Below are 24,135 nucleotides of genomic sequence, written 5' to 3'. Positions count from 1 at the left end.
GTGTGATCCGCCTTAATTTGCCGCACGCGGCGTGCTGGGCGCAGATGGCGCGGCCGCAGCGTCGCTGCGCTTTGGTTGCCATGGCACGGTCTTGACCTGGATGCCGTCGCGCGCACGCGAAGCGCCTTCGACCACCACCTGTTCGCCGGGCTTCAGGCCGCTGCGCACCAGCCACTGGTCGCCGACTTCGCGGTCGGTGTCCAGCACGCGCAACTGCAACTTGTGGTCGGCGCCGACCACGAAGACGGTCGGCTTGCCGGCACCATTGCGCGAGACCGCCTGCTGCGGCACCAGCACGCCCTGTTGCTTGACGCCTTCCTGCAGCACTGCGCGCACGTACATGCCCGGCAGCAGATCCGCGTTGGGGTTGGGGAACACCGCGCGCAGGGTGATCGAGCCGGTGTTCTGGTCCACGGTGACATCGGAGAACGCCAGCTGGCCCTGCAACGGATAGCGGCTGCCGTCTTCCAGCAGCAGCGACACTTTGGCCGCGCCCTCGCCGGCCTTTTCCAGGTCGCCGCGCGCCATCGCCTGCTTCAGCCGCAACACCGCCACGCTGGGCTGGGTGACGTCGATATAGATCGGGTCCAGCTGCTGGATGGTGGTCAGCGCGGTGGCCTGATTGGCGGTCACCAACGCGCCCGGCGTGACGCTGGAGCGGCCGATGCGGCCGGAGATCGGGGCGTCCAGACGGGCGAACGCCAGGTTGATACGCGCGGTCTCCACGCTGGCCTTGCCGGCGGCCACGTCAGCCTCGGCCTGGCCTAGCGCCGCGTCGGTGTCGTCGCCTTCCTGCTGGCTGATCGCCTTGATCTGCGCCAGCTCGGTGTAGCGCTCGGCCTTGAGCCTGGCGGTGCGCAGATTGGCCTGCGCCCTGGCCAAGGTGGCCTGGGCGCTGGCGTAGCTGGCGCGGTAGGTCGCCGGATCGATCTGGTACAGCGTCTGCCCGGCCTTGACGTCGCCGCCTTCGGTGAACTGGCGCGACTGCACGATGCCGCCTACCTGCGGCCGGATTTCGGCGATCAGGTACGGCACGGTGCGCCCCGGCAGCGCGGTGGTCAGCGGTACCGGCTGCTGCTTGACGGTCAGCACCGCCATCTCGGGAGTGCCCTCTTCTGGCGGTGGTCCGCCCGGCGGGCTGCCGCAGGCGCTGAGCAGGACGGTGGCGGCAACAGCAAACAACGGCAGGCGGTAAGAGGCTTGAGAACGCACGAGAAGGTCTCCGAAGACGCGCGATTAAAAATATAAACGGTACGGTTCGGTATCCTAATAAGCTCAACCGTGGGCGTCAAGCATTTCTGCCCAGTTGGTATACTTATGAATTAGCAGGAGGACGGGATGCGGGTCAGAACCGAAGCAAAACGCGACGCCATCATTCAGGCTGCCAGCGAGGTATTCCTCGAACTGGGCTTCGAAGGGGCGTCGATGTCGCAGATCGCGGCCCGGGTCGGCGGCTCCAAGCGCACGCTGTACGGCTATTTCCCGTCCAAGGAAGAGCTGTTCGTTGCGTTTGCCAAAGACATGTCCGACAGCTACATCGACCCCTTGCTGGATGCGCTGTCACAGAGCAGCGGCCCCATTGCCGTGGCCTTGCAGCGTTTTGGCGAGGACATCCTCACCTTCCTGTGCGCCCCCTCCTCGATCACCATCTGGCAGACCATCATCGGCGTCTCCGGCCGCTCGGAAGTCGGCGCGCTGTTCTTCAATGCCGGTCCGGAAGAAGGCATGCAGCGCGTCGCCGACTTTCTGCAACTGCAGATCGACCGTGGCCTGATGCGGCGTACCGATGCGTCGTTGGCCGCACGCCAACTGGGCGCCCTGTTTGAAGCGGAAACGCTGATGCCCTGCCTGTTCGGCGCGCTGAAAGATCCGTCGCCCGAGTATCTGCGCGACGCCACGCAACGCGCGGTGGAGATGTTTCTGGCGGCGTATGGCTGCGAGGCGGGCAAGACGGCCTAAAGCGCTGCATCCGCGCCGTTGCGGTTTGTGCTGCGCGCACCATCACCTGCGCAGGCGGGCGCATCACGCGTGCATTGGCTTGTGTGGTGGTTCAACACTGAAATGACCGCGCCGTCAGCGCGATCAGGCATGGAACCGGCGCAACGAACGCGCTGTTTCAACCCGGCCTGGAGGCGCTGCGTGAACTCCATGCGCCGTAGCGGGATTGAAATGTCGGTGACGTGGCGCGCAGGTCAGGCATCGGAAAAGCCAGCACTCACTGACCGATGATCGATGACCCGCTGGCTTGAACGCGGCGGGCCATCAACGCATTGCTGTACCACGCAACGACATGCATGGTGCCGCCACTTGGCGGCATCGGAACCGGTGATCTGCCGCATTCAACCATCTGCGCGCTGCTGCCCCCTCACTGCATCCCTACGCACACTGCAGCCATGGCATCGCGCCGCAGGCGTGCCGAAGCCGCGCGTTGCGCGAGCTGGCGGGGGGCTTACTCCGCCACCGCGCACTTGGCGCACAGGCCATGCACTTCCAGCGTCTGCGCCTGCGGCTGGAATCCCAGCGCCTTGGCGCGGGCTTCCAGTTGCGCCACCACCTCACGGTCTTCTAGTTCCACGGCGCTATGGCAGCGGTCGCAGATCAAAAACGGCACCGAATGCTGGGCGCTGTTGGGGTGGTGGCAGGCGACGAAGGCGTTGACCGATTCGAGCTTGTGCACAAAGCCATTGGCCATCAAAAAATCCAGCGCGCGGTACACCGTAGGCGGGGCATCGGCGCCCACGCCCTTGCCTTCGCGCACCCAGTCCAGCAGTTCGTACGCCTTGACCGGTTTGCCGGCATCGGCGATCAGCCGCAGGACGTTGGCGCGGATCGGCGTCAGCCGCAGGCCGCGCTCGCTGCAGGCGCGCTCCACCGCGCGCACGAAGCTGTTGGCATCGTCCACGTGATGATGCGGGGCTGTGCAGGCATGGTCCTGGTCGTGCGTTTGGGTGTGCGTGTGCTTGGTCATACAGGCTCCGGCGTCAGGCCGCTCCAATCTTGATGAGTGCCGCATCGATGCGTTTCAAGGCACCCTCGCGACCGGCCAGGTACACCGTCTGCGAAATGTCCGGGCTGACCTGGGTGCCGGTGATGGCCACCCGCAGCGGCTGGGCGACCTTGCCCATGCCCAGTTCCAGCGCTGCGGCGGCCTCGTGCAGCGCCGCCGACACGCTCTCCACGCTCCACTCGCTCAGCGCCGCCAGCATCTCGCGCGCCTTGCCCAGCGGCACTTCGGCGCCGAGCTTCAGGTGCTTGATCACCGCCGCTTCGTCGTAGGTTTCCAGCGGCTGGTACCAGACCACGGCCTTTTCGGCCATTTCCTTCAGCGTCTGCACGCGCTCGCGCAACGCCACCACCACATCGGCAGCGGCCGGGCCGGCGGCGATGTCCAGACCAAGCTTGGCGAGCTGATATTCCAGCTGCGGCGCGATGCTGGCCGGGTCGTCGGTCTTCAGATAATGCTGGTTGACCCAACCGAGCTTGGCCATGTCCAGGCGGGCAGCCTTGGAGTTGACGTCCTTGACGTCGAACAGGTCCAGCAGTTCCTGCTGGCTGAACAACTCCTGGTCGCCATGCGACCAGCCCAGACGGGCCAGGTAATTGATCAGCGCATGCGGCAGGTAGCCGGCGTCCTTGTACTGCATGACATCGGCCGCGCCGGTGCGCTTGGACAGCTTGGCGCCCTGCTCGTCCAGGATCATCGGCATGTGCGCGAACTTGGGCACCGGCGCGCCCAGTGCTTCATAGATGTTGATCTGGCGCGGGGTGTTGTTGATGTGGTCGTCGCCGCGGATCACCTCGGTGATGCCCATGTCCCAATCGTCCACCACCACCGCAAAGTTATAGGTGGGGAAGCCGTCCGGGCGGAAGATCACCATGTCGTCGAGCTCGCTGTTGGCGATCTCGATACGGCCCTTGATCAGGTCGTCGAACACCACCGTGCCGCCGACCGGGTTCTTGAAGCGGATCACCCGGTTGGGGTCGTCGCGGTACGGCAGCTGCTGCTCGCGCGCGGCGCCGTTGTAGCGCGGTTTTTCCTGCTTGGCCATCGCGGCCTCGCGCATGGCGTCGAGCTCTTCGCGGCTTTCGTAGGCGTAATAGGCCTTGCCCTGCGCCAGCAGCTGCTCGGCCACCTTTTGATAGCGGGCGATGCGCTGGGTCTGGTAGATCGGGCCTTCGTCGTAGCCCAGGCCCAACCAGTCCATCGCCTCCAGGATGGCGTCGATAGCCGCCTGGGTGCTGCGTTCGCGGTCGGTGTCTTCGATGCGCAGCACGAACTCGCCGCCGCGGTGGCGCGCCTCCAACCAGCAATACAGGGCGGTGCGGGCGCCGCCGATGTGCAGGTAACCGGTGGGGCTGGGAGCAAAGCGGGTGCGGCAGGTCATGGAGCGCTCGGCGAAACGGGAGTGCGCCGATTTTACCTTGCGCAGCGTGGCCCTGCCCGGCCGGGTGCAGCGGCGGTGATGTCGGGGGCCGCAGCGACGCCGCGTCGCGTATCGACGGCGGTGCCGGCACGCCCGTGCCCTTGCAGCGCAACGCCTTCAGCCGCTCGCGTCTGCGCTGCGATCAGAGCCTTGAAGCTCGACCGCCGGCTGCGCACTGCACGCTGCGGCCGGGGTCGGGCCTGGCTCAGCGATTGCGCAACAAGTCGCCGTACACCACGCATTCGCCATCGCTGCGCGCCGGGCCGGGCGCGTCGTACAGCACCAGCCAGCTGGGAACCTTGCCGGCCAGCTGCGGCGGCAGGTTGCAGATGGCTTCGGCGCGGTCGCTGTCCTTGCCATGCGGCAGCACCGCCGATTCCAGCAAGGCATGCTGAAAGCGCACCGGCTCGCGGTTGGCGGCCAGCACGGTGCGTGCGTCCGGCCATTTGAACAGGCGGATCTCGCCGTTCAACACCATCGTGGGGCCGGCCAGCAGGTACAGATCATCGCCGGAATAATGCAGATCGCGGATGCCCAGCCCGCCAAGTTGCAGGAAGTGCTTGCGCAGCAGCGTGCCGTCGTCGTCCAGCGGCGCCAGGCGCAGATGGTCGCCATGCGCTTCCACCTGGATTTCCAGCAGCGCCGACCAGCCGCGCAGCACCGGCCCGCGTAGGCCAAGCAGCAGGCGCTTGCCGTCGGCCACGATGCCTTCGATATCGAAGCCATTGTCCTTGCCGGGAATCTTCAAAAACGGGCCAAAATGCGCATCGTCGGCCAGCAGTTCGGTGAGCTGGTTGTGCTTGGCGTCGCCCTTGAGCCGCAGCGCGCGGCGGCCATCGGCAGCCTCGCGCACCAGCCGTGGCGTGCCATCGGCATCGGACTCGATCGGCAGACAAGCCAGCAGGCGGCGGTTGGCGTCGAGCTTGAGTTTGGTCAGGCGTTTGGCGTTGTCGGCATCGTCGCGGCCGGGCTTGGCGTTCTTGCGCTTCAAGCCATGCGAGCCGATCACCCAGAGATAGCCGTCCGACAGGCCCATGCCTTCCAGGTCGGCTTCTTCTGCGTCCTCCCCCGGAAGATCCAGCAGCTCGGCCAGTGGGAAACTCTGGCCTTCGCCGAAGCGCAGCGTCTCGCGCTGGGTAGGCTGCAGCTTGCGCAGGCGATCCACCGCGCAGGCTTCGTCGCCGGCCACCCACAGCCAGTCGTCGGTAAACGCCGCGCCGGACAGATTGCTGTGCACCAGCGCGCCGGGTGCGAACTCCAGCCGGACGCTGTGCGGAATCAGGGTTTTCTTGGCCATGGGAACCTGGTGGGTGGTGTTGCGAAGTTGGGCGATTGAAGGCCTGCGCACGTAGCTGCGCGGTCGCTGCATGCGGCGGCAGGTGCTGAGCGCACCCGCCGCGTGTGCAACCTCCGCGCCTGCGTACGATGCGAGCAGGGGATCAATCGTTCTTGGTCAATCGAACGCGGCCAGCTTGGCACGCGCCACTTCCGGCGCCAACTGCCCCGACCAATCGCGGTCGTTGGCCACCTGCGCGTGGGCGCGGCTGGCTTCGAACGCATCGAAGTCCAGCGCGGCATACGCCCAGACGGTGTCTGCATCGGTTTGCGCCAACACGCCGTCGGCGGGAAAGCCCACATCCATCGGTGCAAACACCGCCGCCTCGCCGGTGTTGATGTCCAGCGCGGGGCTCCAGGGCGCCTCACCGGCGGTGACCGATTGCGCGACGAACATGCGGTTTTCCAGTGCGCGCGCCAGACACCCGACCCGCACGCGGGTGGCGCCGGCGGCAGTGTCGGTACAACTGGGCACGATCAACAGGCGCGCGCCGGCTTCATACTGCGCGCGCACCGGCAACGGAAATTCGCTGTCGTAGCAGATCGCAATCGCCGCACGTACGCCGTCCAGCGCGAACACCTTCAATGCATCGCCCGGCTCGATCAGCCCGGTGGCTTTTTCAAACCCGGTCAGTTGCAGCTTGTCCTGCCAGCCGTGGCCGCCGTCGGGCGTGAACCAGTCGCTGCGATTGCGATAGCGGCCCTGGCCCAGATCCAGCAGAAAACTCCCGGCAATCAGATGCAACCGGTGCTGCCGCGCCAGGCCGGCAAACAGCTCCAGCCACGCCGTTCGCAGCGCCTGGATGGCCGCCAACGACTCAGGCAGGCCGGCCGACACCTGCGTGCCGAACGTGGCCGCCAGCTCCAACGACAGATATTCCGGCAGCACCGCCACCCGCGCGCCGGCAGCCGCAGCCTCGCCGATCAGTGCCGACATGCGCGCGGCGAAGGCTGCGAAATCCACGGGTTTGCCGATCGGATATTTGGCAACGGCAATGGTGAGCGGAGCATTCATCGGCAAGCTTCCTTTAACGGCTCTATAGCGACGTAAAACGTGCGCAACAACGCAATCGACTTCACCACGCTCAAGGTTTCAGCGCGCGCGTCCACACACTCAAGCTGTGGTCGATCTGCCCATGTTGCAACTCCGCCCACTCCAGCCGCACCTGCATACCCGGCTGCGGCGCGTAACCGCGCTTGCGCCAGAACACATCGTTGGGGCGATAGTCGGCAGGTTTGCGCGGGTCGTCCGCTGCACGTTCCACCGAGCAGAACGCGGCGAGCGTAAAGCGGCCCAATGCGCGGGCATGCGCCTCGCGCCTGTCGAAGAAGGCATGGCCAATGCCCTGCCCGCGATACGCCGGCAACAACACCGACTCGCCGAAATAAAACACGCTGGCCGGGTCGATGCCGGCGGCGATGAATGGCGTGTGGAAAGCGTCGCTGTCGTCGAGTAACGGCAACCCGGTAGACGCGCCGATGACCGCAACGCCATCGCGCGCCAGGACGAACACGCTATCGGGCGAAGCGGCATAGGCAGCCAGATAGTCGCGTTCGTAGTCGGCATCGCCGTCGTACAGATACGGCCATGCGCGGAACACCGCGATGCGCAACTGCGCTACCGCATCCAGATGCGGCAACACCGCGTTGCCGTGGACTGTTTCAACGATCAGGGAGGTGCCGGTCATGCGGCCATGGTAAGCGAGCCTGGCCGCATTGCGCTGCTGCACTGCCGCGGCTCAGCGCAGCCAACCGTCATGGCGTTGGGCCGCGTTGCCGGGCTGTTGCCACACCAACCACACCGCCGCTTCTTCCTGGGCCACCAGCACCCCAAGCAGCGCATCGGTACTGCGCGCCCAGTAACTGCCGTTACTCAAGCGCTGCCACGGCCCGTAGCCGCGCACACGTGCGTCCGGTGCCGGCGCCTGCTGCTGCCGCGACGCCTGCAAGAAACTGCATCCATCCACACGCAAGGCCTGCGCCGTGCGCGCATGCAGGCGCATACCGATCACCCCACGGCGGCCCTCGCGCGCCAGCGGCAACGCCGACAGCGGCGAGCCTTCCCATTGCGACAGTGGCGCTGCGGGAAGCAGCGCCACCGTGTCGATTCCGGCGGGCAGCAAACGCTGCGCCCGCCGGTACACCTGTGCATGCACGCGCATGTCGACCTCAGCGCAGGCTGTTGCCAAGCTCGTACCAATCGACCTTACGCGTCACCCACATGATGCTGGCCAGGATGCCGAACAGCAGCAACGACCCCATCAGCAGCGAGTTGTCTTCCGAGACCAGCAGGCTATAGAGCACGCCATACAACGCCGTCAGCATCACCGAGAACCCGGCAGCGCGTACCCAGCTCCGCAACACCCCGGACAGATAGAAGAACTGCAGGCCGATACACGCCGCCGCCGACACCAGATACGCCTGCCAGAACGCGATGTGCTCGGAAAGGCTCAGCAGCAACAGGAAGAAGATCGCCAGCGCCAGGCCGACCAGCAGGTATTGCAACGGATGGATCGGCAAGCGCTTGATCAGCTCGAACAACACGAACGCCACAAAGGTCAGCACGACGAACAGGATGCCGTATTTGCTGGCGCGATCGGCCTGGGTATACACGTCCACCGGGTCGACCAGACGCACTTCCAGCGTATCCAGCGACGACTGCGACGACTGCAACTGCGTCTGCGCACCGGTTGCCAGCGACGACAGCGACCAGCTCGCATCGAAGCCACGCTCGCTGATGGTCGGCGCATTCGGCAGAAAGCGCCCACCGAACAACGGATGCGGCCAGGCCGAACGCAGCGCGATGTCGTTATTGTCGGCAATCGGCGCGATGGTCAGACTGCGCGTGCCATCCAGCACGAATGCCATGTCCACTGCATTGCCGTCGACCAGCTTGCCGGCCAGCGGATCGCCCAAGGGCTGCAGATCGGCGTGAATGCCGGCCGAGCGCGATGCGAGGCCGCCAGCGCCGCTTTCCAGCGTCAGGGTGCGGCCGTCCACCCGCAGCGTTGGCGTGCCGACCAAACCACGTACGTCCGAAATGCCCACGGCCAGATGCGGCTGACCATAGCTGCGCCCGGCCACGGCCGGATACTCGAGCGGGTCGAATTCGGCCTTGAGCTTGGCCTTCCACGAATACACCTGCACGCGGAACAGGCCGATCTTGCGCTCGGACGGCAGCAACTCGCCGCTCAGGTTGAGCGTGCGCGGGGTCTGCAGCAGCTGCCCATCGCGCTTGCGCCAGACCTTGTGCGACTTGCCCTCCTCGTCCGGCTCGGTGACCTGCACATCTTCGGTGTACGGCAACACCCGCACCGGTGCGATGAACTGCTGCTCGCCGGCCTTGCTCTGCGCCACCCGCTCCACCGCCTGGTCGCGGTACTGCGCACGGTCCTGCACGGTGCCGCGAATCAGCAACAAGGGAATCAGCAACAACAGGATCAGTCCGCCGATGGTGGCGAACCGCAACAACAGTTTCAGGGATTTCATCGGCCATCCTCATTCTGGGAGGTGGTCAGGGTGCAAGGCCAAGGTGTCCAGGGTTTGAGGTGAATTTGAAGCGAATGTGAAGTGCCGCCTCTGCACGCGCGGCGGCCGGCACTGTGACCCAGTCAGGAAATCGCGTTTTCACGCTTTAAAAGTGCAACGCAGGCCCAGTGCACGCTTCCGTTTCAGTGATGACACTTCGCATCACCGCCGCGTTCTTTCGCGCCAGGCGCAAGGATGAGCACGCAGCTACGCACTTCAGGGCCATCCCATCTTTTCCTGAGTTATTTCGCTTACGGCTTTCTGGTTTTGTCGGTCTTCGGCGTCTCTTTCCTTTTTTCTGCGTGCACCGCATCGGTGTCGTCCCACCCGTGTGCCCGCTTGCCGGCCGTGGTTCCAACAGTGCGCACGACTGCATTCCTCTACTCCCTGGAGTCTGTCTTCCATGAACAAGCAATGTTCACTTGCGCTTTGCGTGCTCGCCGCCCTGAGCCTGTCCTCCGCCGCAGCGCAGGCGGCAACGCACGGAATGGGTTTGAAGCCATCGTCGTTGATGCAGCCGGTCACCCCGCTATTCGGAACCGCGAGCGCGGCCAAATCCCTTCCCGCCTCGGTGGACCTGACCGCCTGGGCGATCACGCCGGGCGATCAGGGACAGGTGGGATCGTGTGCGTCGTGGGCCACCGCGCACACCTTGACCGGCTGGTACGCCAATGCCAGCAAACAGGCGCAAACCCGCTTTGCCCCGATGTATCTCTATAGCCAGGTCAACGGTGGCGTCGATGACGGCTCCACGCTGGAAGCCCCGCTGGAAGTTGCGCTGGCGCAAGGCATCGCTACCGAGCAGCATTATTCGTGGGGCAACTACAACTGGAAGAACCCACCCACCGCCGCCGACCGCGCCAACGCCGCCAAAAACCCCACGCCCTACCGGAAATACACCGTGCTGTATGCGGGCAACGGCGATGGCGGGCGCGCCCTGATCGAGCAGATCAAACTGGCGCTGGCCTCGTCCACGCCGGTCGCCATCGGCTTCTATGTGCGGCAGGGTTTTGAAGACCTCACACCCAAGAATCAGGTCGACTACGACATCAAGACCCCGATCCTGGGCGGGCACGCGGTGATCGCGCTGGGTTACGACAGCGAAGGGCTGATCGTCGAAAACAGCTGGGGCACCGAGTGGGGCAACAAAGGCTTTGGCAAGCTGTCCTGGTCGGTGGTGGCCAAGGACGTCACCGCCGCCGACGTGGTGCACTAGCGCACCGCGGAAGCGCACTGCGATGTGCGGCTGATACGGATACGGCATGCGCGCTGGTGCATGCCGTGTTCCACATGCCGCATGCCGCATTTCGTGCAGCGATGGTGCGTTCTCGGCGTCCTACTGCTGCACAAGCTCCACCCAATACCAAGAGCGGCCAACAACATGCCGGCGTCACCGCCAGACGGGCGCGGCCGATGCGGCATGGCCCTCTCTCCGGATCTGAGCGCGCCGTCCACACTCATCTGACAACTGCTCGCGACGTTGTGTCAGCCGCGCTTAGCCGATCGGCAGCCGCAAGGTCGCAATCGCACCGCCACCCTCGCGATTACCCAGCGCCACATCGCCATCGTGCAAACGCGCCACCTCGCGCACGAACGGCAAGCCGAGGCCGGAGCTGCGTTGCCCGGTCTGCGGCCGCGCCAACGAGTAAAAGCGCTCGAAGACGCGTTCGATGGCGTAGTCCGGCACCCCGCTGCCCCGGTCTTCGACCGACAGCTGCCAGTGCCCTGCATGTATGTGCGCACGCAACTGCACACTGCTGCCCTGCGGCGAAAATGCAATCGCATTTTCCAGCAGATTGATCAGCGCCTGACGCAACAAAAATCCATCGCCAGATACGTGCTGCTCGCCGCTCGAATCGGGCGGCGCGGCACTCTCCAGCTGCACACCCGCTGCGGCGGCACGCGGCGCAACCGCCTCCAACGCCGCTTGCAGCACGCTGCTCACAGCGATGCGCGCGCGCGTCTGCAGCCGACCGTGTTGTTCCACCTCAGCCAGCGCGAGCAGCTTGTCGATGGTTTCGGTGAGCCGTTGTTCCTGCGCGCGGATGCTGGCGACAAAATGCTGGCGATCGGCTTCCGGCAACGGCTCGGTCAACAACTCCGATGCACCACGGATCGCCGCCAACGGGCTTTTCATTTCATGCGTCAGCGACTGCACGTAATGCTCGACGTAGGCCTTGCCTTCGAGCTTGCGGCGCATGGTTTCCAACGCCTGGCCGAGGTCGCCGATTTCATCGCCGCGCGGTTTGGGTGGCGGCACCGGGATGCCGGCGCTCACGGCCTGCGCATAGCGGTTGAGCCGGCCGATGCCGCGCATCAGCCACCAGGTCATCAGGATGCCGATCAACGCGGAAATACCGATCAACCAGGCCCCGCGCTGCAGGATGTTGCGTTGGCTGGCTTCGATAAACGGGTCGATACTGCGATTGGGCTGGGCCAGGGTGAGCACGCCGATCAACTTGCCAGGTTGGTCGGGCGCGTAGATCGGTGCGGACACATGCATGACGGTGGCTTTAGGGTCGCCATCGAGTTCCGGGCTGGAACGCGCGCCGTATTCGCCACGCAAGGTGCGGTAGACATCGTTCCAACGCGAGTTGTCGCGGCCCACATCGCGGCCCAGCGAATCGAATACCACCACCCCGCGCGCATCGGTCACGGTGACGCGGTAATCCACATTGTTCTTGCGGAAGCGCCACACCCAGGCCTTGGGGTCGCGCTGCTGCGCCTGCGCCAGGTTGCGCGCAAAGCGGCCGTCGACGATGTGCCCGGCGGCCAGGTCGCTGCTGGCCATTTCTGCAAGCACGTTGGCCGCATCCACCAGCGTGGATTCCATCGCTTGACGCACGCCGGGTTTGACCTCGTTGACGAACACCCGCATCACGAAGAACGCGGCCAGGCCCACGATCAGGAAGAAGCCCAGAAACAGCTTGAGACCAAGCCGCATGTCAGCACCCCACTCGGTTCAACGCACCACACACACGCCCATCCATCGGCTACAGCTCCAGGGCGTAGCCAAGGCCACGATGGGTGCGAATCGGGTCGGCCGGCACGCCGGCCAGGCGCAGCTTGCCGCGTAGCGTCTTGATATGGGTGTCGACGGTGCGATCGGCGCTGTCGGCGCTGGCATCCCAGCCGCGATCCATCAACTGCGCACGGCTCAGGATCGCACCCGGGCGTTGCAGCAACGCAGCCAGCAACGCGTATTCGTAACGGGTCAGCGGCAACAAGGCATCGCCGTAGCGGATGCGGCTGCCGTCGCGGTCGATCGCGAACGCGCCATGCGGCTGCCAACCCGGTTCGGCCACTGCTGCCACGCTGCGGCGGCGCAGACGTGCGCGCACCCGCGCCACCAGCTCGCGCGGGGAGAACGGCTTGGCCATGTAATCGTCGGCGCCCAGCTCCAGCCCGAGCACGCGGTCGATCTCGTCGTTGCGCGCGGTCAGGAAGATCACCGGCACCTCGCTGAAACTGCGCAGGCTGCGGCACACCTCGAAGCCGTTGATGTCCGGCAGGCCCACGTCCAGCACCACCACATCGGCCGGGTCGGCACGCAGCCGCGCCAGCGCGTCGCGGCCCAGCAGGCAATGTTCCGCCGCATAGCCTTCGCTACGCAGCGCGTAGAGCACGGTATCGGCGATGGCGGCTTCGTCTTCGACGACGAGCACGCGGGCGGGAGAGTCGGACATGGCGCGCAGCATAGCCGCATGCCGGCGCGGCCCATAGCGCGCACGCTGCCAGGCCGTGGCACGCACGCAAGCGTCGGCGACAGACGTTGGCAACAGATGGCCGGGGTAGCTGCGCGCGCCCGGCGCCACGCCCTCAAGCCCATACCGCTAGTGCATCCCGCCACCCCGCGCACCCGCGCGCAGCGCAAAGGGCCGCGCACGCTCTACACTTCCCCGATGAACTATCGCCACGCCTTCCATGCCGGCAACCATGCCGACGTGCTCAAGCACATCGCCTTGCTGGCGCTGATCGACACCCTCAAGCGCAAGGACACCCCGTTCTTCGTGCTCGACACCCACGCCGGGCGCGGCCGCTACCAGCTCGGTGGCGAAGAAAGCCGCAAGACCAACGAGGCCGATGCCGGCGTGATGCGGCTGATGGCCGAGTCCACCTTGCCGGAAGTGGTCGAGCGCTATCTGCGTGCGGTGCAGGCAGACAACCAGACCGTCGCCCGCCCCGCCGTACCCGGGCAGAAGCCGGCCCGCCCCACCGCCGGCATCCAGCTCAACCATTACCCCGGCTCGCCGCTGCTGGCCGCGCAGGCCCTGCGCGAGCAGGACCGCATGGCGTTCTGCGAATTGCAGCCGGACGAGGCGGAGGCGCTCAAGACCCTGTTCGCCAAGGACAGCCGCGTGCGCGTGCATGCCGGCGACGGCTATGCGGCCATCCGCGCATTTTTGCCGCCGCGCGCCGGCGACACCAAGATCGGCCGCGGGCTGGTGCTGATCGACCCGCCGTACGAGTCGCAGGACGCCGAATACCAGCAGATCATCCATAGCGTGCGTGAGACGTTGGCGCGCTGGCCGCAGGCGATCTGCATGGTGTGGTACCCGATCAAGCTGCGTCGCAGCCTGCAGCCGTTCATGCGCAAAGCGGCCACGTTGCCGGCCAAGTCGGTGCTGGTGGCCGAGTTGCAGGTGCGCCCGGACGACTCGCCGCTGCGCCTGACCGGCAGCGGGTTGTTGATCGTCAATGCGCCCTGGCAATTCGACAAGGTGCTGGCACCGGCATTACCGGTGCTCAAGAAGCATCTTGGCGAACTTGGCGCTTCCACGCGGCTGGAATGGCTGCGCCAGGACGCCTGATACGCCCGGCAACTTGTGGAGCGTTCGCCTGGCCGCAGTTGCGGCGATTGCACACGTCGCACGGTGTGCCTTGCACCGGCGTCAGTGCGCATCGGCTGCTGGCTGGCTGACGGCCGCAGCAGCCTGGCATTGGCACTGGCATGAGGCAGGGCCTTGGCGCGACCGCCGGGCCTGGTCTCAAACAGTCGCTATCAATCCAGCAGGCCGCCATCCAGCCCCGCCAACAGGCGGCAACGGCGGGGGTGATCGCGTGCGGGCAAGCTCACGACCGGCTCACGGCTCCGCTCGTTACAGTTGTCTGGGAAGCACTGCCACCCCTTGATGGCCCTCAGCGGCGCACCGGATTCATTCATGGTTGCGCGCCGGGCTGGTGCCAGAATCTTCCGATCTTTAAGGAACACCGGTCATGGCCATTCGCAATCGCATGCCTCCCTGGCATGAAAACTTCAGCCTGCCCAATGGCCGCACCCTGTTGCTCCGCCCGATCCGTCCCGAGGACGGCCCGCCGCTGCAAGGGGCATTCAGCCTGCTGGGACCGGAGGAAATCCGCGCGCGCTTCGTACGCTCCTCCGCCGAAATCACCCCGGAGATGGTGCAGCGCCTGACCCATCCCAACCCCAAGACCGAGATCGTGCTGGTCGCCGCCGAGCAGTTGCCCCCGGGCGAAGCCCTGGTCGGTGCGGTGGCGCGCGCAGCATTGGTGCCGGGCACCCGCCAGGCCGAATACACCATCCTGGTCAGCAGCTTCGTCGCCGGCCAGGGCCTGGGCCGGCAATTGATGCGCAAGCTGGTGAAGTGGGCGCGCCGCAAGTATCTGGATTGCCTGTTCGGCGACGTGCTGCAAAGCAACGTCCCGATGCTGCAGCTGGCCGAATCGCTGGGCTTCAAGCCGCAGGCGCACCCGGATTCGCCGGAATTGGTGCGAATGGTGCTGGAGCTGGATGCCTGAGGGGCTGGGATTGGGGAGTCGGGATTGGGGATTCGCTAAAGGCCGTTTCGGTGCTTGCTGGTTGCAGGGCCCTTGCCCGCCTACCAGCGCGGGACACGCCGCAAGTACGTCCCTGTAGGCCCTTACGCGGCATCCACGCCGCGTAAGGTCCCGCGCCGGCAGGCGGGCAAGGACCAGTCGAGATCGTCGGTGTGCATGGTTCAAGCCAGGGGCGGTGAGCGGTCCTATTGACGGCCTACCGAACCAATACTGGGACCAAAAAAGCCGCCTGCGGTCTGATGCCCCTCCTCAGACGGCCGACCAACGTGCTGGCGCGGTGTCCTTACCGATTGCGGGACCGTGTAGCGGCATGGATGCCGCCACCGAGCCTCCATGGACGGATTCACGGCGTGTCCCGCAAACGGTGAGGGCACCGCGCCTTCGACCTGCTCAACGGTTGCTCCAAAATCGGCCAGTCACCAGAACGACAGCAACAAGCCAGCAGAACTTGGCGAAGCTCTCCGCGCACGAGCCAACACAAGCTTTCACGCCAGATGGACCGGGCACTGCAGGCGCTCTGATAAAATCGCGGACTGATGCCGCAGCCTACCTATCCCTCGCCGCCGCTGCCCAAGTCTGGCCAGCTCCGCGCCTACTGGCGCTCTCCGTCTTCTCCGACTGCACTGGCCTGGTCGATCGCCCGCGCCGCCGAGGCGCATGCCGGCCCGCTGCTGGTGATCGCCCGCGATAACCAGAGCGCGCATCAGATCGAAGCCGATCTGCACGCCTTGCTCGGTGAGCACGCGACGCTGCCGGTGGTGCCGTTTCCCGATTGGGAAACCCTGCCCTACGACCAGTTCAGCCCGCACCCGGAAATCATCAGCCAGCGCCTGGCTGCCCTGCATCGCCTGCCCGGCCTGAGCAAGGGCGTGGTGATCGTGCCGGTGCAGACCCTGATGCAGCAGCTGGCACCGCTGAGCTACATCGTCGGCGGCAGTTTCGATCTCAAGGTCGGCCAGCGGTTGGATCTGGATGCGGAAAAACGCCGCCTGGAAAGCGCTGGTTACCGCAACGTGCCGCAGGTGATGGACCCAGGCGATTTTGCGGTGCGCGGCGGGTTGCTCGACGTGTTTCCGATGGGCGAAACCACGCCGCTGCGCGTGGAGTTGCTGGATGAAGACATCGATTCGATCCGCGTGTTCGACCCGGAATCGCAGCGTTCGCTGGACAAGGTGGGCGCGGTCAAGATGTTGCCCGGCCGCGAAGTCCCGATGGACGATGCCAGCGTCGAACGCGTGCTGGCCTGCCTGCGCGAACGCTTCGATGTGGATACCCGGCGTAGCGCCTTGTACCAGGATCTCAAATCGGGCCTGGCGCCGTCGGGGGTCGAGTACTACCTGCCGATGTTCTTCGCCAAGACCGCCACGCTATTCGATTATCTGGACAAGCGCGCGCTACCGTTGATCGCTACTGGCGTGTCCAACGCCGCCGATACGTTCTGGGCGCAGGCGCAGAATCGCTACGAACAGCGCCGCCACGATGTGGAGCGCCCGCTGCTGCCGCCGGAGGAGTTGTATCAATCGCCGGATGCGCTGCGCGAGCGGCTCAACAAGCTGGCGCGTATCGAGGTGTGGGCCAGCGACCATGCGCGCATCGACGAGGCCGCCGCGCTCGGCGACCAACCGTTGCCGCCGCTGCCGGTTGCGGCAAAAGACGCGCCGGCTGGCCAGGCACTGGCCTCGTTCCTGAGCCACTACCCGGGCCGTGTGCTGGTCGCCGCCGATTCGGCAGGCCGCCGCGAAGCCTTGATGGAAGTGCTGGCCGCCGCCCAGCTCAAGCCGGATGTCGTGGCCGATGTGCCCGCCTTCCTGGCGGCGACCAAGCTGCGTTTCGGCATCACGGTGGCAGCGCTGGAAGACGGCTTTGCGCTGGACGACCCGCAGATTGCGGTACTGACCGAGCGCCAGCTGTTTCCCGAGCGGGCCAACCAACCGCGCCGCACGCGCCGGGTCGGGCGTGAGCCGGAAGCGATCATTCGCGACCTGGGCGAGCTGTCCGAAGGCGCCCCCATCGTGCACGAAGACCACGGTGTGGGCCGCTACCGCGGGCTGATCGTGCTCGATGCCGGCGGCATGCCCGGCGAGTTTCTGGAAATCGAATACGCCAAGGGCGACCGGCTGTATGTGCCGGTGGCCCAGTTGCATCTGATCAGCCGTTACTCCGGTGCATCGGCCGAGACCGCGCCGCTGCATTCGCTGGGCGGCGAGCAATGGACCAAGGCCAAGCGCAGAGCCGCCGAGAAGGTGCGCGACGTGGCTGCCGAACTGCTGGAAATCCAGGCCCGCCGCCGCGCGCGCGCCGGCCTGGCGCTGCAGGTGGACCGTGCGATGTACGAGCCGTTTGCAGCCGGGTTTCCGTTCGAAGAGACCACCGACCAGCTCGCCGCCATCGACGCCACGCTGCGCGATCTGGGCAGCAGCCAGCCGATGGACCGCGTGGTGTGCGGCGATGTCGGTTTCGGCAAGACCGAGGTCGCGGTGCGCGCGGCATTTGCTGCGGCCAGTGCCGGCAAGCAGGTCGCAGTGCTGGTGCCGACCACCCTGTTGGCCGAACAGCATTACCGCAATTTCCGCGACCGCTTTGCCGATTACCCGATGAAGGTGGAAGTGCTGTCGCGCTTCAAGAGCACCAAGGAAATCAAGGCCGAGCTGGAGAAGGTCGCCAGTGGCGATATCGACGTCATCATCGGCACGCACCGCTTGTTGCAGCCGGATGTGAAGTTCAAGGATCTGGGCCTGGTCGTGGTCGACGAGGAACAACGGTTCGGTGTGCGGCAAAAAGAAGCGCTCAAGGCGATGCGCGCCAACGTGCATCTGCTCACGCTCACCGCCACGCCGATTCCGCGCACGCTCAATATGGCCATGGCCGGCTTGCGCGATCTGTCCATCATCGCCACCCCACCGCCCAACCGGCTGGCGGTGCAGACCTTCATCACCGCCTGGGACAACACGCTGCTGCGCGAAGCATTCCAGCGCGAGCTCAGCCGTGGCGGCCAGCTGTACTTCCTGCACAACGATGTGGAAAGCATCGTGCGCATGCAACGCGATCTGTCCGAACTGGTGCCGGAAGCGCGTATCGGCATCGCGCACGGGCAGATGCCCGAGCGCGAGCTGGAACGGGTGATGCTGGATTTCCAGAAGCAACGCTTCAACGTGTTGCTGTCGACCACGATCATCGAATCGGGCATCGACATTCCCAACGCCAACACCATCATCATCAACCGCGCCGATCGCTTCGGTCTTGCGCAGTTGCATCAGCTGCGCGGCCGCGTGGGCCGTTCGCATCACCGCGCTTACGCGTATCTGGTGGTGCCGGACCGGCGCTCGATGACCTCCGATGCAGAAAAGCGCCTGGAAGCCATCGCCTCGATGGACGAGCTGGGCGCAGGCTTTACGCTGGCCACGCACGATCTTGAAATCCGCGGCGCCGGCGAATTGCTCGGCGAAGACCAGAGCGGCCAGATGGCCGAGGTCGGTTTCAGCCTGTACACCGAGCTGCTGGAGCGCGCGGTGCGCAGTATTCGCCAAGGCAAACTGCCCGATCTGGATGCCGGCGAAGAAGCGCGCGGCGCCGAAGTGGAGCTGCATGTGGCCTCGCTGATTCCCGAGGATTACCTGCCCGATGTGCATACGCGCCTGACGCTGTACAAGCGCATTTCCAGTGCACGCGACACCGATGCCTTGCGCGAATTGCAGGTGGAGATGATCGACCGCTTCGGCTTGCTGCCGGATCCGGTCAAGCACCTGTTCGCGATTGCCGAGCTCAAGCTGCAGGCCAATGCGTTGGGGATCCGCAAGCTGGATCTGGGCGAAAACGGCGGGCGTCTGGTGTTCGAAGCCAAGCCGTCGATCGACCCGATGACCGTCATCCAGATGATCCAGAAGCAGCCGAAGATCTACACCATGGATGGCCCTGACAAACTGCGCATCAAGTTGCCGATGCCCGAAGGCGCAGACCGCTTCAACGCCGCACGTGGTTTGCTGGCCGCACTGACACCGGGCTGAAGCGCAACGCCGCATTTAGCGGCGTCGCAACAGACTCGACAGCACTCCACGTCATGCACGCAGGTGAGCATCACCTGCGTGCATGGCGTGTGCGCGAGACGTCTCCGATATCGCGCCAATCTGCGTCACACGCAATGGGCTCGCAGCCCTTGCCCTTGCTCGATTCGCACTGCTCCGCCGTGTTTGAAACACGTGCGCGTTGTCCCGGGACTGTCCGGGACAAACGCCTTATGAGCCTGCTTGCGACAAACCTGAGCAGTTAATTTCAGAACTGCTAGAAGATTTCACATTTACGTCATTCGACTGAATTTGGCCTAAATATTCCAGCGAGGCGCCGATACCTGCATAGACCGGCATGACCCTGTGTGCAGAGCACGCCACGCAGATCCATGTCACCGCGACTTTCCCCCCGCGTCATCGCACCCAGCGTGCGCCATCGCTTGAGGCACCCATGAACACTCCATCTCCCGATCTGCCCGCGCCGTTGACGCTTGCCCTTGAGGGCGAGATGACGATTCGTCGCGCCGCCGAACTCAAGCCGCTGTTGCAGCCGGCGTTGGCGCATCCGGGTGGAGTGCATCTGGATCTGGCGGCAGTGAGCGAAATCGACACCACAGGCCTGCAATTGCTGCTGGCCACCAAGCAGGCGATCCAGGCCGATGGACGGCCGTTTTCGCTGACCGATTCCAGCCGTGCGGTGGTCGATGTGATCGAACTGCTCGGCCTGCTCGAAGCGCTGTACCCGCATGCGGTTGCCGGCCTCGGCGAACACATTCACTAACGGACGGGTGACGCGCGCATGGACATGAACCAGCTGATGCAGACCTTTCTGGCCGAGAGCCGGGACCTGCTCGAAGACATGGAACGGCATCTGCTCGAAGCCGAGCGTGGCGAGTCGTCGCCGGATGCGGTCAATGCGATCTTCCGTGCCGCGCACACCATCAAGGGCTCGGGCGGATTATTCGATCTGCCGCAGCTGGTCGGCTTCACCCATGTGGTGGAAAGCGTGCTCGATCTGGTGCGCGATGAAGCGCTGACGTTGAGCTCGGAACTGATCGGGCTGCTGCTGGTGTGCTGCGATCATATCCATGCATTGGTGGAGACTGCCGCCGACCCCAGTCATGCCGATGCGGATGCGCTGGCTGCCGAAGCCGAACCGTTATTGGCGCAGCTGCAGACCTATCTGCAAAGCAGCGCCTGCGGCGTCACCGCTGCCGCCATCCAGTACAGCACGCCTGAAAAACAGAGCGGTTACTGGCGCATCTCGCTCAAACTTTTCGCCGACGCACTGCGCTTCGGTAACTCGCCGCTCAAGCTGATCCGCAATCTGCGCGGCCTGGGTTCGGTGGAATCGATCGGCACCGACTACAGCCAATTGCCACGGTTTGAAGACCTCGACCCGGAAGCCAATTACCTTGGTTTCCAGATCCTGCTGCGCAGCGATGCCGACCGCGCCGCGATCGAAGAGGTGTTCGAATTCGTCCGCGACGATTGCGATCTGGATATCGCCGCAGTGCCTGCACCAGCCGACACCTCCATGCTGCTGATCAGCGAGCCGGTGGCTGTCGCCGTGCCGGTCAGCGTACTTGCCGCCGTGCCCAACGCTGCAAACGCCGCATCGGCGCCGGCCCGCACCGCGCCCGACGCGGGCGGACGCAACAACGATGCGCGCTCGATCCGTGTGGATGCCGACAAGCTCGATCGCATGATCGATCTGGTCGGCGAACTCATCATTGCCGTCAGCAGCACCAACGCCAACGCGCAGCGTACCGGCGATGCGCAACTACTCGAATCGGCCTCGATCCTGGCCGGCCTGGTGGAAGACGTGCGCGAAAGCGCCTTGCAGCTACGCATGGTCAAGATCGGCGGCACCTTCAGCCGCTTTCAGCGCGTGGTACACGATGTGGCGCGCGAACTCGGCAAGGACATCGCGCTGGTGGTAGCCGGCGAAGACACCGAACTGGACAAGTCGGTGGTGGAAAAGATCGGCGACCCGCTGACGCATCTGGTGCGCAACGCGATGGACCATGGCATCGAGCCGGCGGACGTGCGCGTGGCACACGGCAAACCCGCACGCGGCACCGTGGGCCTCAACGCGTATCACGACTCCGGCAGCATCGTCATCCAGATCACCGACGACGGCGGTGGCTTGAACCGCGACCGCATCCTGGCCAAGGCGCTCGAGCGCGGCCTGATCGAACCCGGCCGCCAGCTCAGCGACCGCGAAGTGTTCGCGATGATCTTCGAACCGGGCTTTTCCACCGCAGAAAAGGTCACCAACCTGTCCGGCCGCGGCGTCGGCATGGATGTGGTCAAACGCAACATCACCGCCCTGCGCGGCACGGTCGAGATCGACAGCGCTGCAGGGCTGGGCACCACCATCTCGGTGCGCCTGCCGCTGACGCTGGCCATCATCAACGGCTTCCAGGTGGGCGTGGGCAAATCCGTGTTCGTGGTGCCGCTGGATGTGGTGGAGGAATGCGTGGAGTTCACGCCCGACTACGCCAGCGACTACATCGACCTGCGCGGCAGCGTGCTGCCGTATGTGCGCCTGCGTGAACTGTTCGCCCTCGGCGGCAGGACGCCGGCACGCGAAAGCATCGTGGTGATCCGCCAGGGCGCACAACGCTTCGGCCTGGTCGTGGACACCTTGCTGGGCGAATGGCAGACCGTGATCAAGCCGTTGTCCAAGGTGTTCGCACAGGTCAAAGGCATCAGTGGCTCCAGCATCCTGGGCAGCGGCGATGTCGCGCTGATCCTGGATGTGCCCAGCCTGATTCAGCAGTTGCATCCCAACCAGGACGCGCTGGCGGCCTGAGCATTCGCAGTTTCGCTCCTTACAACCCGCCTCGTTCGTTGTTACCTGACCCCAGGAACTCTCGCCATGTCACACCGTCTTCCGATCGCCACCCAGTTATGGTTCACCGCCGCACTTGCGGTGGCCCTGCCCGTCCTCGTGATCGTCGCCGGCTTTGCGCTGACGCTGTCGCATGCAGCCCTGCTCGGCGCCAGCATCGTTGCAGCACTCATCAGCGGTGCACTGCTGATGTGGGCGATCCGCATCGCCAGCGGTGCGCTGGACCTGGCCACCACCACACTGGACGCCTTCTCGCGTGGCAACTTCGATGTCGCCCTGCCGCAGACACGCGACGAGCATGCCGGCGACGTGCTGCGCGGCTTGCGTAAAGTGCAAAGCGGCATCCGCCACGTCAACGACGAGATCAATCGCGTCTCGCGCGAACACGATGCCGGCGAAATCGACGCACGCATCGATGTGGCGCGCTTCGACGGCGACTTCCGCACCATGGGCGATGGCATCAATCGCATGGTCGCCAGCCATATCACGGTGAAAAAGCAGGCGATGGCCTGCGTGGCCGAATTCGGCCGCGGCAATTTCGCCGCCGAGCTGGAACGCCTGCCTGGCAAGAAAGCCTTCATCAACGAGGTGGTGGACCAGATCCGCGGCAACCTCACCGGCATGGTCGCCGAGGTCAACCGCATGTCGGTGGAACACGATGCCGGCGATATCGACGTGGTGATCGACACGCAGCGCTTCACCGGCGACTTCCGTCGCATGGCCGAAGGCATCAATGCGATGGTGGCTGGCCACATCGCCGTCAAGAAGCAGGCCATCGCCTGCGTCGGCGAGTTCGGCCGCGGCAACTTCACCGCACAACTGCCGTTGCTGCCAGGCAAGAAGCGCTTCATCAACGACACCATCGATCAGGTGCGCGGCAACCTCACCGGACTGATCGCCGAGATCAATCACATGTCGGCCGAACACGAAGCCGGCGATATCGACGTGGTCATCGACAGCACCCGCTTCGATGGCGACTTCCGCAGCATGGCCACCGGCATCAACGAGATGGTTGGCGCACATATCGCGGTCAAGAAGTTGGCGATGGGGGTGGTGGCCGAATTCGGCCGCGGCAACTTCGATGCGCCGCTGGCGCGGCTACCCGGTAAAAAGGCCTTTATCAACGACACCATCGAGTGTGCACGCGGCAACCTGCGCAGCATCTCCGAGGTGATCCAGGTGATGGGCGCGATGGCCGATGGCGACCTCACCCACACCGTGGAAGGCCGTTACGACGGCGCATTCGCCGACATGCAGCGCTACGTCAACACCACCATGACCCGCCTCACCGAGATCGTCGATGAGGTCAATCGCAACGCCGAAAACCTCGCCAGCGCATCGGAAGAAGTCAGCGCCACCGCGCAGGCCCTGGCCCAGGCTGCCAGCGAACAGGCTGCCGGCGTGGAACAGACCAGCGCCTCGCTGGAGCAGATGACCGCTTCCATCGCGCAGAACACCGAGAACGCCCGCGTCACCGACAGCATGGCCGCCAAGGCCGCCAGCGAAGCGGCCGACGGTGGCGACACCGTGCGCGCTACCGTGGTGGCAATGAAGGACATCGCCAAGAAGATCGGCATCATCGACGACATCGCCTATCAAACCAATCTGCTCGCGCTCAACGCGGCCATCGAAGCGGCGCGTGCCGGCGAGCATGGCAAGGGCTTTGCGGTGGTGGCTGCGGAAGTGCGCAAGCTGGCCGAGCGTAGCCAGATCGCCGCGCACGAGATCGGCGAAGTGGCCGGCTCCAGCGTGGAGCTGGCCGAGAGCGCCGGCCGCGTCTTGGGTGAGATGGTGCCGTCGATCCGCCGCACCTCCGACCTGGTGCAGGAAATCGCTGCAGCCTCCGAAGAACAGACCGCCGGCGTCAGCCAGATCAACACCGCGGTGGGTCAGTTGAACCAGACCACGCAGTCGGCCGCCGCCAATGCCGAAGAACTGGCCGCCACCTCCGAAGAAATGAGTGCGCAGGCCGAGCAGCTACAGCAGCTGATGGGCTTCTTCCGGCTGGGCACGGGCGGCCGCAGCGCTGGCTCAGGCAGCAAGAGCGGCCCGCGACGCGTCGTGCAGGCCAGCCACTCCACGGCGCTCAGTGCACCGGCACGACGGACCAACGTGCGTCAGATCGGCATGGTGGCGGCAACTGCCGATGCCATCGACGAGTCGCAGTTCGCCAGCTTCTGAGGTGCAC

At 65.3% G+C, this 24,135-nt stretch carries 18 protein-coding genes and 1 other RNA gene; 9 read left to right on the top strand and 10 right to left on the bottom strand.

The window, feature by feature from the left end; translation table 11 throughout:
- Positions 1–12: 12 nt before the first annotated feature.
- Complete coding sequence (locus tag ASF90_RS11440; RefSeq protein WP_055849824.1) at positions 13–1,212, bottom strand: efflux RND transporter periplasmic adaptor subunit; 1,200 nt, start codon at positions 1,210–1,212, stop codon at positions 13–15.
- Between the two features lie 126 nt (positions 1,213–1,338).
- Between ASF90_RS11440 and ASF90_RS11435 the strand changes: the two genes are divergently transcribed.
- Positions 1,339–1,959 carry a TetR/AcrR family transcriptional regulator gene (locus tag ASF90_RS11435; protein WP_055849822.1) on the top strand — a complete coding sequence of 207 codons (621 nt, stop codon included), beginning with the start codon at positions 1,339–1,341 and terminating at the stop codon, positions 1,957–1,959.
- A 490-nt stretch (positions 1,960–2,449) separates the two neighbouring features.
- Here the strand turns inward: ASF90_RS11435 and ASF90_RS11430 are convergent, their stop codons facing one another.
- From ASF90_RS11430 to creD, 7 genes are all read right to left on the bottom strand, one after another.
- Entirely contained in the window at positions 2,450–2,968 is a 519-nt protein-coding gene (locus tag ASF90_RS11430) for a transcriptional repressor (protein ID WP_055849820.1), read from the bottom strand.
- 13 nt (positions 2,969–2,981) lie between these two features.
- Positions 2,982–4,385, bottom strand: coding sequence for a glutamate--tRNA ligase (gene gltX, locus ASF90_RS11425; RefSeq protein ID WP_055849818.1), 1,404 nt, complete (start codon positions 4,383–4,385; stop codon positions 2,982–2,984).
- 244 nt (positions 4,386–4,629) lie between these two features.
- On the bottom strand, positions 4,630–5,721 hold the full coding sequence (locus tag ASF90_RS11420) for a DUF3616 domain-containing protein (protein ID WP_055849814.1): 1,092 nt from the start codon (positions 5,719–5,721) through the stop codon (positions 4,630–4,632).
- Between the two features lie 156 nt (positions 5,722–5,877).
- The gene (locus tag ASF90_RS11415) at positions 5,878–6,774 is read right to left on the bottom strand and encodes a carbon-nitrogen hydrolase family protein (protein ID WP_055849812.1); all 897 of its coding nucleotides are present in this window, start codon (positions 6,772–6,774) and stop codon (positions 5,878–5,880) included.
- 70 nt (positions 6,775–6,844) lie between these two features.
- Positions 6,845–7,447: a GNAT family N-acetyltransferase gene (locus tag ASF90_RS11410; RefSeq protein WP_055850404.1), complete on the bottom strand. Its 603-nt coding sequence runs from the start codon at positions 7,445–7,447 to the stop codon at positions 6,845–6,847.
- A 51-nt stretch (positions 7,448–7,498) separates the two neighbouring features.
- The gene (locus ASF90_RS11405; protein ID WP_055849811.1) at positions 7,499–7,921 is read right to left on the bottom strand and encodes a hypothetical protein; all 423 of its coding nucleotides are present in this window, start codon (positions 7,919–7,921) and stop codon (positions 7,499–7,501) included.
- A gap of 7 nt (positions 7,922–7,928) precedes the next feature.
- Entirely contained in the window at positions 7,929–9,248 is a 1,320-nt protein-coding gene (gene creD / locus ASF90_RS11400) for a cell envelope integrity protein CreD (RefSeq protein WP_055849810.1), read from the bottom strand.
- A 442-nt stretch (positions 9,249–9,690) separates the two neighbouring features.
- Here creD and ASF90_RS11395 point away from each other — a divergent pair, with 442 nt between their 5' ends.
- On the top strand, positions 9,691–10,503 hold the full coding sequence (locus tag ASF90_RS11395) for a C1 family peptidase (protein ID WP_055849808.1): 813 nt from the start codon (positions 9,691–9,693) through the stop codon (positions 10,501–10,503).
- Positions 10,504–10,707: 204 nt separating this feature from the next.
- Positions 10,708–10,778, top strand: a non-coding RNA gene (locus tag ASF90_RS22145) — sX9 sRNA.
- Positions 10,779–10,782: 4 nt separating this feature from the next.
- Here the strand turns inward: ASF90_RS22145 and creC are convergent.
- The gene (gene creC, locus ASF90_RS11390; protein ID WP_055849806.1) at positions 10,783–12,231 is read right to left on the bottom strand and encodes a two-component system sensor histidine kinase CreC; all 1,449 of its coding nucleotides are present in this window, start codon (positions 12,229–12,231) and stop codon (positions 10,783–10,785) included.
- A gap of 49 nt (positions 12,232–12,280) precedes the next feature.
- The gene (gene creB, locus ASF90_RS11385; protein ID WP_193552624.1) at positions 12,281–12,985 is read right to left on the bottom strand and encodes a two-component system response regulator CreB; all 705 of its coding nucleotides are present in this window, start codon (positions 12,983–12,985) and stop codon (positions 12,281–12,283) included.
- A gap of 204 nt (positions 12,986–13,189) precedes the next feature.
- On the opposite strand from creB, the gene rlmJ reads away from it, so the two are divergent.
- The 6 genes from rlmJ (at position 13,190) to ASF90_RS11355 (ending at position 24,128) form a co-directional block, all read left to right on the top strand.
- Positions 13,190–14,098 carry a 23S rRNA (adenine(2030)-N(6))-methyltransferase RlmJ gene (gene rlmJ, locus ASF90_RS11380; protein ID WP_055849804.1) on the top strand — a complete coding sequence of 303 codons (909 nt, stop codon included), beginning with the start codon at positions 13,190–13,192 and terminating at the stop codon, positions 14,096–14,098.
- 406 nt (positions 14,099–14,504) lie between these two features.
- Positions 14,505–15,047: a GNAT family N-acetyltransferase gene (locus ASF90_RS11375; protein ID WP_055849802.1), complete on the top strand. Its 543-nt coding sequence runs from the start codon at positions 14,505–14,507 to the stop codon at positions 15,045–15,047.
- A gap of 575 nt (positions 15,048–15,622) precedes the next feature.
- Positions 15,623–19,090, top strand: a complete 3,468-nt coding sequence (gene mfd, locus ASF90_RS11370) for a transcription-repair coupling factor (RefSeq protein ID WP_055849801.1) — start codon at positions 15,623–15,625, stop codon at positions 19,088–19,090.
- 451 nt (positions 19,091–19,541) lie between these two features.
- A complete protein-coding gene (locus tag ASF90_RS11365) occupies positions 19,542–19,871 on the top strand; it encodes an STAS domain-containing protein (protein WP_055849799.1) in 330 nt (109 codons plus the stop codon).
- Positions 19,872–19,889: 18 nt separating this feature from the next.
- Positions 19,890–21,908, top strand: a complete 2,019-nt coding sequence (locus ASF90_RS11360; RefSeq protein WP_055849797.1) for a chemotaxis protein CheA — start codon at positions 19,890–19,892, stop codon at positions 21,906–21,908.
- A gap of 66 nt (positions 21,909–21,974) precedes the next feature.
- Positions 21,975–24,128 (top strand): methyl-accepting chemotaxis protein, encoded by a 2,154-nt coding sequence (locus tag ASF90_RS11355; RefSeq protein ID WP_055849795.1) that lies wholly within the window; start codon positions 21,975–21,977, stop codon positions 24,126–24,128.
- The last annotated feature ends 7 nt before the right edge of the window (positions 24,129–24,135 follow it).

This window comes from Xanthomonas sp. Leaf148, assembly GCF_001423585.1.
In the GTDB taxonomy this organism is placed as follows: Bacteria; Pseudomonadota; Gammaproteobacteria; order Xanthomonadales; family Xanthomonadaceae; genus Xanthomonas.
The sequence above is the reverse complement of the archived record's forward strand: the minus strand, read 5'-3'. Positions and strand labels throughout refer to the sequence as shown.

Excerpts from the sequence above, each read along its gene's own strand:
- ASF90_RS11435 (WP_055849822.1), top strand. The coding sequence starts at position 1,339 with ATGCGGGTCAGAACCGAAGCAAAACGCGACGCCATCATTCAGGCTGCC.
- ASF90_RS11430 (WP_055849820.1), bottom strand. The coding sequence starts at position 2,968 with ATGACCAAGCACACGCACACCCAAACGCACGACCAGGACCATGCCTGC.
- gltX (WP_055849818.1), bottom strand. The coding sequence starts at position 4,385 with ATGACCTGCCGCACCCGCTTTGCTCCCAGCCCCACCGGTTACCTGCAC.
- ASF90_RS11420 (WP_055849814.1), bottom strand. The coding sequence starts at position 5,721 with ATGGCCAAGAAAACCCTGATTCCGCACAGCGTCCGGCTGGAGTTCGCA.
- ASF90_RS11415 (WP_055849812.1), bottom strand. The coding sequence starts at position 6,774 with ATGAATGCTCCGCTCACCATTGCCGTTGCCAAATATCCGATCGGCAAA.
- ASF90_RS11410 (WP_055850404.1), bottom strand. The coding sequence starts at position 7,447 with ATGACCGGCACCTCCCTGATCGTTGAAACAGTCCACGGCAACGCGGTG.
- ASF90_RS11405 (WP_055849811.1), bottom strand. The coding sequence starts at position 7,921 with ATGCGCGTGCATGCACAGGTGTACCGGCGGGCGCAGCGTTTGCTGCCC.
- creD (WP_055849810.1), bottom strand. The coding sequence starts at position 9,248 with ATGAAATCCCTGAAACTGTTGTTGCGGTTCGCCACCATCGGCGGACTG.
- ASF90_RS11395 (WP_055849808.1), top strand. The coding sequence starts at position 9,691 with ATGAACAAGCAATGTTCACTTGCGCTTTGCGTGCTCGCCGCCCTGAGC.
- creC (WP_055849806.1), bottom strand. The coding sequence starts at position 12,231 with ATGCGGCTTGGTCTCAAGCTGTTTCTGGGCTTCTTCCTGATCGTGGGC.
- creB (WP_193552624.1), bottom strand. The coding sequence starts at position 12,985 with ATGCTGCGCGCCATGTCCGACTCTCCCGCCCGCGTGCTCGTCGTCGAA.
- rlmJ (WP_055849804.1), top strand. The coding sequence starts at position 13,190 with ATGAACTATCGCCACGCCTTCCATGCCGGCAACCATGCCGACGTGCTC.
- ASF90_RS11375 (WP_055849802.1), top strand. The coding sequence starts at position 14,505 with ATGGCCATTCGCAATCGCATGCCTCCCTGGCATGAAAACTTCAGCCTG.
- mfd (WP_055849801.1), top strand. The coding sequence starts at position 15,623 with ATGCCGCAGCCTACCTATCCCTCGCCGCCGCTGCCCAAGTCTGGCCAG.
- ASF90_RS11365 (WP_055849799.1), top strand. The coding sequence starts at position 19,542 with ATGAACACTCCATCTCCCGATCTGCCCGCGCCGTTGACGCTTGCCCTT.
- ASF90_RS11360 (WP_055849797.1), top strand. The coding sequence starts at position 19,890 with ATGGACATGAACCAGCTGATGCAGACCTTTCTGGCCGAGAGCCGGGAC.
- ASF90_RS11355 (WP_055849795.1), top strand. The coding sequence starts at position 21,975 with ATGTCACACCGTCTTCCGATCGCCACCCAGTTATGGTTCACCGCCGCA.